Annotated in this window: 21 protein-coding genes; 6 read left to right on the plus strand and 15 right to left on the minus strand. The window is 42.2% G+C overall.

Translation table 11 applies throughout. The features are described 5' to 3' along the window. The first annotated feature begins 484 nt into the window (after nt 1–484). Together PTE_RS27165 and PTE_RS04280 are read left to right on the plus strand one after the other, a co-directional pair. Nucleotides 485–619: a type II toxin-antitoxin system RelE/ParE family toxin gene (locus tag PTE_RS27165; RefSeq protein WP_387440140.1), complete on the plus strand. Its 135-nt coding sequence runs from the start codon at nt 485–487 to the stop codon at nt 617–619. A 93-nt stretch (nt 620–712) separates the two neighbouring features. Beyond that, nucleotides 713–1,051 carry a helix-turn-helix domain-containing protein gene (locus PTE_RS04280; RefSeq protein ID WP_036843600.1) on the plus strand — a complete coding sequence of 113 codons (339 nt, stop codon included), beginning with the start codon at nt 713–715 and terminating at the stop codon, nt 1,049–1,051. A gap of 68 nt (nt 1,052–1,119) precedes the next feature. On the opposite strand, the gene PTE_RS04285 is transcribed toward PTE_RS04280, so the two are convergent. Then, nucleotides 1,120–1,443 carry a hypothetical protein gene (locus PTE_RS04285; RefSeq protein WP_036843602.1) on the minus strand — a complete coding sequence of 108 codons (324 nt, stop codon included), beginning with the start codon at nt 1,441–1,443 and terminating at the stop codon, nt 1,120–1,122. A gap of 118 nt (nt 1,444–1,561) precedes the next feature. Here PTE_RS04285 and PTE_RS04290 point away from each other — a divergent pair, with 118 nt between their 5' ends. Continuing rightward, nucleotides 1,562–1,921, plus strand: a complete 360-nt coding sequence (locus PTE_RS04290; protein ID WP_036843604.1) for a type II toxin-antitoxin system RelE/ParE family toxin — start codon at nt 1,562–1,564, stop codon at nt 1,919–1,921. After that, a complete protein-coding gene (locus PTE_RS04295; RefSeq protein WP_036843606.1) occupies nt 1,918–2,256 on the plus strand; it encodes a helix-turn-helix domain-containing protein in 339 nt (112 codons plus the stop codon). The genes PTE_RS04290 and PTE_RS04295 overlap by 4 nt, the downstream gene beginning before the upstream one ends. Nucleotides 2,257–2,335: 79 nt before the next feature. Here PTE_RS04295 and PTE_RS25585 read toward each other — a convergent pair whose 3' ends face one another. Further along, on the minus strand, nt 2,336–2,500 hold the full coding sequence (locus PTE_RS25585; protein WP_152963025.1) for a hypothetical protein: 165 nt from the start codon (nt 2,498–2,500) through the stop codon (nt 2,336–2,338). Between the two features lie 137 nt (nt 2,501–2,637). On the opposite strand from PTE_RS25585, the gene PTE_RS23360 reads away from it, so the two are divergent. Both PTE_RS23360 and PTE_RS04300 read left to right on the plus strand, forming a co-directional pair. Next, nucleotides 2,638–2,844 carry a hypothetical protein gene (locus tag PTE_RS23360; RefSeq protein ID WP_071992938.1) on the plus strand — a complete coding sequence of 69 codons (207 nt, stop codon included), beginning with the start codon at nt 2,638–2,640 and terminating at the stop codon, nt 2,842–2,844. Next, a complete protein-coding gene (locus PTE_RS04300) occupies nt 2,837–3,184 on the plus strand; it encodes a hypothetical protein (protein ID WP_036843609.1) in 348 nt (115 codons plus the stop codon). The genes PTE_RS23360 and PTE_RS04300 overlap by 8 nt, the downstream gene beginning before the upstream one ends. A 174-nt stretch (nt 3,185–3,358) precedes the next feature. Here the strand turns inward: PTE_RS04300 and PTE_RS04305 are convergent, their stop codons facing one another. The 13 genes from PTE_RS04305 to PTE_RS04360 form a co-directional block, all read right to left on the minus strand. Next, entirely contained in the window at nt 3,359–3,811 is a 453-nt protein-coding gene (locus PTE_RS04305; RefSeq protein ID WP_036843610.1) for a tail fiber assembly protein, read from the minus strand. Beyond that, a complete protein-coding gene (locus tag PTE_RS26320) occupies nt 3,812–4,789 on the minus strand; it encodes a gp53-like domain-containing protein (RefSeq protein ID WP_239002445.1) in 978 nt (325 codons plus the stop codon). It abuts the gene before it with no gap. Between the two features lies 1 nt (nt 4,790). After that, complete coding sequence (locus tag PTE_RS04315) at nt 4,791–5,366, minus strand: phage tail protein I (protein WP_036843612.1); 576 nt, start codon at nt 5,364–5,366, stop codon at nt 4,791–4,793. Next, nucleotides 5,359–6,462, minus strand: a complete 1,104-nt coding sequence (locus tag PTE_RS04320) for a baseplate assembly protein (RefSeq protein WP_036843614.1) — start codon at nt 6,460–6,462, stop codon at nt 5,359–5,361. Before PTE_RS04320 ends, PTE_RS04315 begins: the two co-directional genes overlap by 8 nt. Then, nucleotides 6,453–6,806 (minus strand): GPW/gp25 family protein, encoded by a 354-nt coding sequence (locus PTE_RS04325; protein WP_036843615.1) that lies wholly within the window; start codon nt 6,804–6,806, stop codon nt 6,453–6,455. The genes PTE_RS04320 and PTE_RS04325 overlap by 10 nt, the downstream gene beginning before the upstream one ends. A 55-nt stretch (nt 6,807–6,861) precedes the next feature. Further along, nucleotides 6,862–7,458 carry a phage baseplate assembly protein V gene (locus tag PTE_RS04330; RefSeq protein ID WP_036843618.1) on the minus strand — a complete coding sequence of 199 codons (597 nt, stop codon included), beginning with the start codon at nt 7,456–7,458 and terminating at the stop codon, nt 6,862–6,864. After that, on the minus strand, nt 7,455–8,633 hold the full coding sequence (locus PTE_RS04335; RefSeq protein ID WP_036843619.1) for a phage late control D family protein: 1,179 nt from the start codon (nt 8,631–8,633) through the stop codon (nt 7,455–7,457). Before PTE_RS04335 ends, PTE_RS04330 begins: the two co-directional genes overlap by 4 nt. Beyond that, on the minus strand, nt 8,621–8,833 hold the full coding sequence (locus PTE_RS04340; protein WP_152963027.1) for a tail protein X: 213 nt from the start codon (nt 8,831–8,833) through the stop codon (nt 8,621–8,623). Before PTE_RS04340 ends, PTE_RS04335 begins: the two co-directional genes overlap by 13 nt. Nucleotides 8,834–8,835: 2 nt before the next feature. After that, the gene (locus PTE_RS04345; RefSeq protein WP_036843620.1) at nt 8,836–9,720 is read right to left on the minus strand and encodes a phage tail protein; all 885 of its coding nucleotides are present in this window, start codon (nt 9,718–9,720) and stop codon (nt 8,836–8,838) included. Next, complete coding sequence (locus tag PTE_RS04350) at nt 9,720–12,272, minus strand: phage tail tape measure protein (RefSeq protein WP_036843622.1); 2,553 nt, start codon at nt 12,270–12,272, stop codon at nt 9,720–9,722. The genes PTE_RS04345 and PTE_RS04350 overlap by 1 nt, the downstream gene beginning before the upstream one ends. A gap of 89 nt (nt 12,273–12,361) precedes the next feature. Next, nucleotides 12,362–12,481: a GpE family phage tail protein gene (locus tag PTE_RS26950; RefSeq protein ID WP_110742787.1), complete on the minus strand. Its 120-nt coding sequence runs from the start codon at nt 12,479–12,481 to the stop codon at nt 12,362–12,364. Beyond that, complete coding sequence (locus PTE_RS04355; RefSeq protein ID WP_036843623.1) at nt 12,441–12,767, minus strand: phage tail assembly protein; 327 nt, start codon at nt 12,765–12,767, stop codon at nt 12,441–12,443. The genes PTE_RS26950 and PTE_RS04355 overlap by 41 nt, the downstream gene beginning before the upstream one ends. A 97-nt stretch (nt 12,768–12,864) precedes the next feature. Continuing rightward, the gene (locus PTE_RS04360; RefSeq protein ID WP_036843625.1) at nt 12,865–13,146 is read right to left on the minus strand and encodes a hypothetical protein; all 282 of its coding nucleotides are present in this window, start codon (nt 13,144–13,146) and stop codon (nt 12,865–12,867) included. Between the last annotated feature and the right edge of the window lie 5 nt (nt 13,147–13,151).

Genomic DNA, 13,151 nt, shown 5'->3' on the forward strand with positions numbered 1-13,151 from the left:
GATGCCGCGCGCGATAAATTTCCCTCATTCGCGCAATAAATGAAGCGGTAATTGCGTTTCATCTATTGAAAAGTTTTTACATAACTAATCGTTATAGATATGACTGTAGTTTATCCAATTTACCCATTTTTCCTCTGAATCTGTAGTACGAACCGTTGGGCAACTTGATATCGAGACGCGACTTGCTACCAGTCATCTCAATGTAATGTTTGAAATAGCCAAGTTTGTCAGCGGCCTGAACATACCTATCGTACATTTTCTCCTCGTCAGGCTTCAAACTCCTTCAATTCTGCATTTGCAATTTTTTACGGAATGGTATAAAATTTTATACATCCAAATAAGGAAGGAAACTATGATAAAAATCAGGAGCGGTACTAGAGAAAGAAATTGTCTGTATTGGCCCTTCTTGTGAAGATTTGTTAGCCTTTCCTTACAGATCGCACGTAAAGACGCAGGCTATCAGTTTCATAGAATACAGCATGGAATAGATCCTGAAGACTGGAAACCCTTTTTTGGCATCGGTTCTGGTGTAAAAGAAATGCGGCTAAGAGACAGTACAGGTATTTATCGTATTATGTATATTGTTAAATTTGATGAAGCTATTTTACATATTACATAGTTTTTAGAAGAAAACTTAACAAACGAATAAACAGGACAAGGATATCGCTAAAGTGCGATACAACGTAGTTATCCAGCATCGGGGAAATATCAAATGACCACTAAAATTGACACTGAAATTCGTAGGGTAACTCCAGCCGGACGTAATATATTTTCTGAATTAGGTTTTACTGAGCAAGAGGCTCAACAACTTCATACAACTTCTTTACAAGAAATAGAAAACACACTGCAAATTAAAGAACGGTTAATGGAAGAAATTACTTTATGGATTGTGGATGAAAAAATGAAACAAGCTGAAGTAGCAGAGATGTTACACATTTCTCGTCCAAGAGTGTCTGACGTTGTGAATAAAAAAGTAAATAAATTCACCATTGACGCATTGGTTAATATGTTAATCCGTATAGGGAAACCTGTTCAGATTACGGTGGGTTAAAGCACATATATTAACAATTCAAAATAGGAGGCACTTAGAATAGGTGCCTCTTGGTATTTCAAAATGATTCAACCTTTCGGTTCAATACCACGTGCCAGCAGCTCTTTGCGCAAAATTCGTTTTATCCATGTTGCTAAAGATGTATCACCATCTTTCTTCATTTCTGCTTCAAGCTGGAGACGAAATTCCTCTGTTAACCTCATAGGAAATTGAGGAGATCTTTTATTTTGTATTGACAAGGTATATACCCTATGATTTAATGCTACTGTATATACCAGTGTATATTCAAAGAGTTTCAAAAACAACGGAGCTTGGTAGTGTCTCACCACTAATCGGGTTTCTAACCACAACATTATTGGAGCTAATGCTATGGCTAACGCTAATAGTAACATACGCACGCATTCAAAACGCTATACATTTATAACGTACCTTTCTTATCGATTGATAATCGAACTTCGCCCATTACACATGATTTCAGCATTGCATACAATTAAATAAGGAAGGAAAACTATGACGAAAATCAGGAGCGGTACAGAGAAAGAAATTGCCTGGATTGGTTCTTCTTATGAAGACTTGTTAGCCTTTCCTATAGACACACGTAAAGACGCAGGCTATCAGCTTCACAGAATACAGCGTGGAATAGATCCTGAAGACTGGAAACCCTTTTCTGACATCGGTTTTGGCGTAAAAGAAATACGGCTAAGAGACAGTACAGGTATTTATCGCATTATGTATGTTGCTAAATTTGATGAAGCTATTTACGTATTACATAGTTTTCAGAAGAAAACTCAACAAACGAATAAACAGGACAAGGATATCGCTAAAGTGCGATACAACGCAGTTATCCAGCAACGGAGAAATATCAAATGACCACTAAAATTGACACTGAAATTCGTAGGGCAACTCCAGCCGGACATAATATATTTTCTGAATTAGGTTTTACTGAGCAAGAAGCTCAGCAACTTCATACAACTTCTTTACGAGAAATAGAAAACACACTGCAAATCAAAGAACGGTTAATAGGAGAAATTACCCTATGGATTGTAGATAAAAAAATAAAAAAAACTGATGTAGCAACAGTATTGCACATTTCTCGTCCAAGAGTATCTGATGTTGTGAATAAAAAAGTAAATAAATTCACCATTGACGCATTGGTTAATATGTTAACCCGTATAGGGAAACCTGTTCAGATTACGGTAGGTTAAGACGCGCATATTAAAGTTATTAGGATAATTTAAAATAAGAGGCACTTAGAATGGGTGCCTCTTGGTATTTCAAAATGATTCAACCTTTCGGTTCAATACCACGTGCCAGCAGCTCTTTACGCAAAATTCGTTTTATCCATGTTGCCAAAGACGTATCACCATCTTTCTTCATTTCCGCTTCAAGCTGGAGACGAAATTCCTCTGTTAATCTCATCGGAAATTGAGGAGATCTTTTATTTGGCATTGACAAGGTATATACCCCATGATTTAATGTATATTGTATACACCAGTGTATATTCAAAGGGTTTCAAAAACAACGGAGCCCGGTAGTGTCTCACCACTAACCGGGCTTCTGACCACAACATTATTGGAGCTAATGCTATGGCTAACGCTAATAGTAACATACGCGCACATTCAAAGCCCTATATATTTATTAACGCCCGTTCTAACCGACTGATAATCAAACTTCCCCCATTACGCATGATTTCAATATTAGCTACCACGGAAATAGAAGTTTGTACTCTGCTAGCAGGCTTTCCTTTGGTATTTGCCTCATGCAAACCACTAGGGGAACTGAACCATGCTTAATACTAAGAATATTAAGAATACTTCGGACATTGAGAACTACTGCGATATCTTCTATTCCGACATGGCGAATGTTGTGTCAGTACTGGATACGGCGGATATGAGTGAGCAAGATATTGAACTACTGGAAGAAGCCTGCGAAGCTAACAGTGCTGGGCTCTGTCATGGGTTACATTTTCTGGGAGATACTCTTATTACTTTTGCCGCTAATGACGTGGTAGAATTCACCCCAGAAAGTCTTTGTCAGTTAGGCCATTGTCTGGTTGCTATCAGCTCACTATTGCCGATGTTATTTACTCTGTATCAGAAAACCAATAAAGAAACTCAGCTACGCAGCCTTTAACTCTGAAATAGCCTAAGCGCTCATTATGCTAATCGCTTCCACTTGTAATCCCATGATCTACAAGTGGATGCCATCCACGTACATCTTATACTGCTTTGGAATCATCCCCGATATAGTCCGTAACTGCACGGAATTGGTTACCGTATCAGAAATAAGAATAGGGCCATTAATCCCTTATTCCGTAATTCTGGGTTTTTCAGGCCAATAAATATCTGGCGCTAAGCTAGCATCAACACGGTTTAGCAATACCCTATATTTTTTCAAAGCGGTCAACCGAGAGTTTTCCTCATCACTCGCCATCCCCAAATCTACCGCATCTTGTAACGGAGCTATCTGTTTACTTACAGTGAACATAAGTTGCTGTTTCTTATGTTCTGCTTGTTGCTGTTGTTCCTGCCTGAGTTTTATCACACTGCTTTCTGATATTATCCACTTTTCACCATCGTATTTATGATAAACGGACGGAGCGCGTTCAGTAAGCACTGGATAACCCTCTTTATTACTAACAATTGACAAACCGTGTGACTGCCCTGTAAGTAATTCATTGTGTTTCTCTGCTGTTATTTCAATGCATTCTTCATGAGCTTCACTATAAAAAGCGCCTTCTTTTCTGGAGAAATAAACCATTTATACCCCCCAAAATAATATATGAACAACTTTGCTTGGATTCTCATTGTTGTTGGGAGTGCCCGCTTGATATTCAAACGTCGATAATGTTGCATTACGTACTAATGTGTGACCTGTTGATGTATTTATACTCGACATGCTTGCGACATAGCCAATAAACTGATTTTTAAAAGAAATTGGATAATTGATTTTTACCCATGACTGTTGGTTTGATGCAACTTTAACCCATTGAATAATTATTCCTGTATCCCCACATTGCCACCAGCCATTTTCAGATTTTATAGCTGCGTTTTGCAATGCGAGTGTACCGCTTCGCTCAGGTATTAATATATTATAACGTCGCTGATTGCTCGGATCGTTAGAATAAATATGTAACAATTTTCCTTCCGAACCATTAATTCCTACCATATACCCATCTTTCGATTTGAAACGTAGCTCAGGAAAAGAAGTTTTACTATCAATTAATAAACTACCAACTGTTGCGGTTTTATCGCTAGAAATACGCAAGAAAGTATTATCGCTCTCAGATTTAGCATAACTTCCCACATCTCCGGCATTCAATGAAATATCAGATGACAACGCTTTTCCATTCACTTTACGAATGGATGGTACTCGGCTATTAGCGTTGTTATTTGCAGCTACAGCACTTTGATTCGCCGTATTCGTCAGTGATTGCACAAATGCTGTTGTTGCAATCTGAGTATTATTAGCGTTTTTAGCAGGTGTGGGGGCAATTGGCGTTCCTGTGAAAATGGGACTGGCTTTCGGTGCATATTGAGTATGTGGGTCTTGTACCTCAGAATGTTCCCTCAACTCATTCCCATTTTGTTCTAGCTTCTGTTTAAGATAGCTTGTGCGATTGGTCAACTGTTTAGCCTGCCGATTGGAAATACCATCAGGCCCGCCTAACACGGGGTCTGAGGTTTCTATCTGATACACTCCCTCTGACCACTGTGGGGTTTCCGGTAAATTAGCCATTTTAACTGCTCCCATAATTGTAACTACCGTCATAATTGACAGTATTGTTGTAACGAATTGATACAGACTGATATTCCAAGCTGGCAAGGTGGCAGCGTGCAGGCGCAAACGCGGCCAGTGTGGTACGCAGTAGCGAGGCTTGATCATTGGTAATAGGTTGTTGAAGTATGACGCGATAATCTGCCCAGGATGTTGAATCTCCATGAACATAATTATCGTTATGGCTGGCATGACCGTCATAATTAATTTGACCAGTGCCTTCAATTAAATCAATTTCACCAAACCCAAAACGACGGATAATTTCACGAATTGACCACGGTGTGCCTTTATACCGATGCAATTCTATAGCTGATTTGATTAACGTGCGGCGAGCCTTGTCTGATTCGACAAGCTCCCAGCCATCGCCAAATAGGGAGAATTGATTTGCAAGCCAATGCAACGCGCTGCTATCGACAGTATCAATGAGATAAACCATTAATTGGGTTAAATCGATATCATCAAAACGGGAGGCCAACTGACCTAATGCACGCATACTGATATCAGCTTCCAGTGGAGGTGGTAGATGTAACTTAACCATCAGCGACTCCAGTGACCACAACAGTGATACCGATACAGTTCGCCCATTCATTTTTACCTACAATCTGAAACGTAGGAGACTCCAGTACGACTTGATAGACGCCAGAAACAGACAATGTTGAGATGATTTGGCTGGGAACAATATCTTTCCCTAACGTTGTTGCTCGTTCAGCTACCCATGTTTGTATGGCCTGTTCTGCTGCTGATTGAATACCGGGTGCATTAACGCCACTGTACAAGGTCAGTTTAGCCTTGATGGTATAATCAACCTTCACGGGAGGTTTTGCATGTACAGTGTCAGTCAACGGGCGGATTTTTTCGTCAGAACAAAAACTTTTCACCAGCGTTAAAATGCTTTCATCTGGCAACCCCGTCGCCAATAGTGGAAACAGTTCAACAACACCCGGAATGGGAGACCTGACTGCGACATCAACAATATTAGGGTGAGCACGCATGGCATGAAAGCGATAAGCCTGACGACTGCCCGCATTAGTAAACGATTCAGGGGCCATCTTGATTCGTACACGTAGCCTCTCGTCACTTTCCTCTGCCGAACCACCACTACTCACTATTGTGTTGGTCACTTGCAGGTCAATGTCGTCGATTTCATCCAACAATGTACTGACTTGTGCTGGTTGCCAGCTATTCCCTGATAATCCAGCATCTGTACAAGTAGCTGTGACATTAACGAAACGTGTACCTGCATTCAGAACAGCATCTGTATTAGTAGCAAAAGTAATACTGTCCGATGCATTAACACGCGTCCCCACAGGAATGAGCACATCTCGCTCTAACGCATCATCAACACTAAATTGCAGTGTTGTATGCGCCGGTTGGGCGGGTAGCCGATATACTCCGACCAACTCCCCTAAGTAGTCCAAAATGGGCGCATGGGCAAACTCGACCAGATTCTGCTTGGCGGCTTCCTGAACTTGCATTCTGGTTAGTGCTTCACGATATGCAAATAAATTGATCAGCAGGCGCTCTGCCTGTGCTGGGTACAAAGTCTTACCTACATCAGCCTCATACTTTGCAATCATTTCGGTTGTGATTTTCTCTACATCACGCTCGATAAAATCAGGTTCTGTCAGCGCCATAGCAACTCCGTAGATTGTGTAATGCCATCAACTGCTGTCCAATTCACACGCAGAGTTAGGTGTTCTCCATTGACAGTTGGTTTCACGGAGAGCAACTGGCAACGAGGTTCCCAACGTGTAATAGCATTAACAGATTCCCTGACAACGTGGGGAATCGCGCGGTCTATTGGGTAATCAATATAAAGGTGCAAGTGACTGCCGAATTCTGGTCGATGTGGATCACTACCACGTGGTGTACGTAGAATAATGAGTATTGCTTGGGCGATGTCATCCAGCCCACAGGCAATTTTGCCTGAGCTCTGGAGAGCGGGTTGCCAAAAAACAGAGTGTGAGTTCGTATTCATGGGGAACAGTATCATCCCCTGTAGGCATATCTGATATTAAAGTTGTTTAAAGAAACTAATGAGGATGATGATTTGAGTTACCACCTTCATCCATGATGCTGCCCGTTGCATGGATGTTGCCATTAACGCTGACATTGCCCTGAATGGTCGCAGCAGCTCCATTACCACCAGAGCCCGACAGTCCATTTTGGTAAGTTAATTGGCCTTTCACTAACATATTTCCGGTTACGATTGTTTCCGGCGCATCAATAGTTGCCTGATGTGTCTGAATAACAACATTGACTCCCACCGCGATCTTAATGTGCTGAATGCCGCCATTAATAGTCAGGGTGTGTGAGGTACGATCATAGTAAAAAGCTGCATCATCTGCATAAGTCATACCACGGACGTCTTTATTGTTAGCTGACGGTTTATCAACACTGGAATAGACAGCACCTAAAATAACACCATCTTCACCATTGGCATCCAATAGCACTTCAACCTGTTCCCCAACATCGGGCAACCAATAGTCTTTGTTATTCTGGGTATTGCGCTGCAACACATTCAGCCAGTTAGTACGCATATTATCGCATTCAGGCAATCGCACGCGGGCACGAACAGTAGCAGGATCTACGGCGCTAATCGTACCAACTTGACGAGTTACACTGCTCATTTGGATTCCTCCTTGATGATTGTGTCGGAAGAACCATCAGGCTTATATACAACCAATTTCCGAGTCTTACCTTTTTTATCTTTCTTGGATTTGCTTGATGTAACAGGGCCACGAGCAACTTCAAGTTCGGTTATATATCCGCTGTCGCGATCAAAAGAGTGGTGAGCTGAAGTAATTAACCATTGTCCAGATAACTTGCCAAATTCAATCAACTCAATTTTATTTCCGGCGGTTAACTGAGGGGCTCCCATCAATGAAAGTGAGCCGTTCTGCTGGTACTCATTATATGAATCCAGTGCTGACGTGGCCTTTACTTCAGCGCTATTCTTGTTAGCAGCCCGGCTGTTTACTTTTAAGGTATCTGCGCTGGTTTCTTTACCACTATTCTTGTCTTTTGGATTGGACTGATTACTTACACTGGTCGTGCCATCAGCTTCATAGACAATCAGCTTTTTATCATCAGCCTTTTGGTACTTCACTTTGGCTTTTTTATAGACTTTACTAATCGTGTCCCGCAGTGAAAATTGGGCAACATCACGAGGGTATAATTTTTTTATGGGTTCTTGGCAGCGCAAACTGGCTAAGTGGGAGAAAATTAGCTGTTCACTGACAACCTTAACGGCATAACCATATTCACCGGCCAGCCGTTTCAAGAACGCCACATCGGTTTCAGAATATTGCGTCACCCTGTCAATCTTGATGATTTCGATACTGCCGATCAGCTTTAACTGATGTTTCTTGGCGATGCGATTAGCAATAGCTGCCAGAGTTGTATTCTCAAATCCGCGGTTAGATTTGGTACGCAATGCCGTATTGATAGACGTTGCTACACCTCGAACAGATACAATAGAAGGAGGGATGCTGACTTCAATTTCATCAATATAGAATGAGCCACAATTCAGTAGCCGTTCGCCGAAATAGCCCAACTTCAATGTCAACGTATCACCTTTGCCCGGATACCATTTATCTAGCCAGCGACCATCAGTATCATCCAACTCTACCTCTATTTCATCGGATTCGCTTTTGATGTTGTCGGTATAGCTGACACGAGTGACATAAGGAGTGATGTCATTTGTGATATCTTTTTGCAAATATCGTAACGTGAATGTCGGACTTAAAACCTCTGAGACACCCGTTATAGATGGTGTTTGCTTGGTATCAATTATCTTAGCCACGGTGGTGTATCCTCTGCAATTACTACATTGTCAGCGTCAATGATGGGGATCAACAATACGATCCCAGATGGCAATACAGGTGTAACTGCAACGTGCGGATTAGCAGCAATTATGCGAGCGTAACCTAAAGGGTCACCATAATAATGGTGAGCCAATAAATCCCACCTATCGCCATCTTTTGTAATGTATTCAAGAAACATGATCAAAGCGCCCTTGTGGTAATTTGCGCTGCCATCTTACTGAGCGCGGGTGATATTGATGTAAATGTTGAACTTGCCGATTCAAGTTGAGCTGATACAGAATCCAATACAGCCGCGATATTACGGCTATCAGCACGGCTTAATGACGATTGGGCATTGTTAACAAATGTTGCTGCTTGCCCCGTTGCTCTGGTCAATTGAATCGCATCTGGCAATGAGTTACCGAGTGATTGAAAAGCCGGATAGCTTTTCCCTAATGGCCCAACAATATTGTTAAGTCCGGTAAGAAGACCTGGTACACGGGTTAACGCTATGGTCGGGTTGTCTTTCATCTTCTGTGCAGTACGTACCGCGCTGATGGTTGTTTGCAGTGCTAATTGTGCTTGTTTGGCATAATTCACACCATCCCTGACTTTTTTAGCCATACCTGATGGTTTCAATATTGCATTAGACAACGCCTTTGTATTCGGGACATGGGATTTAATGGCAGGCAGTTTCAGCGGTTTTTTAGGATCACCGATATATTCACGTAATGTCACCGAGGCATTGAGGGCAAATATATTACCTACTGAATCCGTTTGTTCACTGGTGGCTGTCACATCGGTAATAACAAACCAGCCACGGTAATCACCATTTCCGAATATTAGCGCAAGTGCCTGATGCTTTCGCATTGCTTCACACAGCCGATTCAATTCAACATCCGGCACACAATAATGTTGATGAAAGACCAAGCTAATTTGAATTTCATCCAGTTTCTCACCCACGAACTGCAAGCTGGGCTTACCTTGAATTCGGGCATGTTCGGCATAATCAACACCAAACGTTACATCGAAACCATCCCAATAAGTGATCAGCTCAAATTCGATATCACCTAATACCGCAAACATTATCCGTACCTCCGGCGTTCTCTCTGAATAATAATATGCTCCAGCAGTTTCTCTAATTCACGCACACTCAGGTTTAAGGCTTTACTAATATCGGGCATAGCCGCTTGTTGTTTATCACTAATGTATATTTGCGGGGAGAAAGAGATAGAAAAACCATTATTGTTGTTGCTGGTATCTTTATAACCTGTTCGTCTAACTGGATTGCTCGACATCATCTCAGGAGGTGAAATTTGTGGGACATCAGAGGTCATTCCCTTAGCCAGACGTTGAGTAGCACGAACAGCCAATGGCGTAGTACGATCAATACCAACAACCGCACCTTGCACAATATTATCGCCAAATCCCATAAATACCCGACTGGGGGATTGAATACCCAACGCTTCTTTAAACCAGCTAGAAACTTTGCCACCGAAGTTTTTAATGGTGTCCTTAGCCGTGGTCAGCATATTAGAAATACCATTAACCAACCCATTAACGATATTTTTACCAAAGTCAGTAAAATTATTGGGCAGATCAATGCCAAACCATTTCATAACGTCAGCAAATGTTTTATAGAACAACCCCAATGGCGACCAATTTAAAATTAATTTACTGACCTCAAATATTCCTCCATCAAACGCATTAGTAATGTCATTCCATCGAGCTGTAAACCAATCTTTGACGTTAGACCAAATATTTTTGATTCCCTGCCATCCCATCTGGAAAGCAAATTTTACTAAGACCCAAAGCCGTTTAAAGAAATTACTGATGGGCTTCCAATAGCGATAGATAAGATAAGCGGCCACTGCAATACCGGCGATGATCAATCCGATAGGATTCATTAATAGTGCGCGTCCAATCCACAAAATAGCTCTGCCAGCTAACATCAAGCCCTTATAGAGAGCACTACCGAGGATTCTGCCCAACCAGAGAGCTGATCCGGCTATTTTTCCCAAGATATTTGCAACGACACCGAATCTACCACCACTACCGATAGCCATTCGAAACAATAACCACCGTGTGCGCATTAACATTGCGCCTTTCCAGATATCAGTTATAGGGGAAAGTAAAAGATTAAGACCTAATCTTACACCGATTGAAGCGGCTTTGAGTGCTAGGAACCCACCAACCAGCATGACAACATTACTGATGAGTTCAGGATTAGCGGCCAGCCATTTTCCGGTCTTGTCCATCAATGGAATAAAGGTTTCGGCTAACTGTATTAATGCTGGACGCAGCGACTGACCAATGCTAATAGCCGAATCATTAAACCCAATTTGAGTACGCCGCCATTGCGCTTCTAAGGTATCGTTCTGCTTATCAAAGTCGGTATCAACAGATTTTTGTGCCGAATCAGTCCCCATACCTGTTTTGATACGCTGATAATCGCTCCAACGTTGCCGCATGGCCAAGAGATGGTTGACTGTCTGTACGTCGGTAAAAATAGAGGATAGCCCGAAAGATTCCATGAGCATACGTTGTGCATCTTCATCACCTCTGGCTCCCGCTTTTTTCCACTCTTTCATTAGATCAGCACCTTTACTCTTGATAAAACGGTCTGCGATCATGATTGAAGCTTCATATTGCGAGTATCCCGAAGAAACATATCTGCTCATTGAGGTTTGATAATCGACGTCAGCTTCAGCGTATCTTTTGGCAATATCACCACGTCCCATTGAAGCTAGCCAGTTCCTCATATTGGTAGCAGCTTCACCTTCCATTCCTGCACCTTCACGACCAACTTCCAAGCTGGCAATAATCTGTGAAACTGCCTCCTGACCGTATATTCCCTTACCAGCAAATTGTTGCGCCATTTCTGGGAAGTATTGGGCGAGATCTTTTAATTCAAAACGGCCCGATTTAGCACCGAAAACGACTCGGTTAAAGGCTTCTTTTAGCGCTTGATCACCTTCAATTTTCAGGGATTCAAAGGATAGAACCATTTTGGCTAAGTCATTAATATTAGCTTTAGATGCCGTGGCGACGCGGCCCAATAATCCACTCATATCGGTCGATTTCACGGGAGATTTTCCGGCGGCAACTAATGTACCAACACCTTCCAGCAGGGTTTCTTGTAATTGGTTTGTTTGCTTGGCGTTCTGGCGCAAGATGATTCCGATTTTTTGTTCTTCTTTCGGAGACAGATCACCAGTGACAGCAATATCTCGCAATCCTGATTCAAAAGAGGCGTATTTTGTTACCGATTTCATAACAGGAGAAGATATCGTGCGAGTTAATGCATAGGTTTCGGCTCCCTGTGCATATAGTGCCATACGATTCGCTTTGGCTGCATCACTCATGATAGCAGCAGACGGTAAGCGCTGTTGCTGACGGTTCAACTGCTCCAGCGTTCGGCTAACACGTTGTAGATCTCTATTCAAACTCTGAGCACTGCGGGAACCGAGCTGACCGTAACGTTCAATAGCACGGTTCAGTGCTTGTTGTCTGTTCTCAAGTCGCCGTGTCGTTTCTCCCAGTGCTCCCAGTGTACGACGTGTGCCGGACATGGCAGAACTGAACGCACCACTAATGGCCCCACCAATAATGACACCAATGGAAAATTTTGCTGACACGAATTAAGCTCTCATTAAATGGGAAATAAAATGGAAAATTCACTTCCAGTATTCCAGACACTATTATTGACAATATTTGTCTGCATCAATTAACCGTCTCCATTCTCGCGTTTGATTTGGGTGTTGGCCTCATCCAGCCAACATTCAAATTCATCCAGTGCCAGATTATCAATCTCGCTCGGCTGGAACCGGAACCATCGTGCTAACATCGCTGATGCTTGCCACACTGTTTTTATTTCCCTGATCCAATCCGATGACTTGCTGAAATCGTTGCTGCAATGCCAGATAATCAGCGACATCCATCTGTTCGATATCTTCCGGTAACAACCCTGTAGAACGCGCTAACAAAATATCATCCCAGTCAGCAGGGTTTTCGCTGGCTCGCCGGACAGCTTTGATATCTTTAACTCTCAAACGTGATAGCTGGAGCTCTTCAATGCGAACGCCAGCAGCCGTGGTATAGGGAAATTGAAGATGGTAAGTCGTAGTTGACATGATGATACTCCTCTGTAAGTTTCATTCAGTCTCATTCATGTATGGAAACGGAGATATTAAAGGGGATTAAAGAAGAAAGGGGCTGATGCCCCTGTCATTAGTGAGTGCGAAAGCCTTTACAGTTACAGAAAAAATCTATCAGATATTCTTTCCCTTTCTCTGCACCGATATCGGAAAACCAACCTTCCGGTGGAATCCACCTATCAATCAAGTCGGCGAGCTTTCTGGCTTTGGAACGAGAGCAGTCAATAGGATCATTGGTTTTCTGAGTAGAAAACAAAGTCTCCACACCTGGAATGTTTAAGACAGCAAACCATGTACCATTAGGTAATCCAAGACTGGGAATATTCTGGTCTTTATCCACTAATTCTACCGTCATTATTT

The organism is Photorhabdus khanii NC19, from assembly GCF_000517265.1.
GTDB lineage: Bacteria > Pseudomonadota > Gammaproteobacteria > Enterobacterales > Enterobacteriaceae > Photorhabdus > Photorhabdus khanii.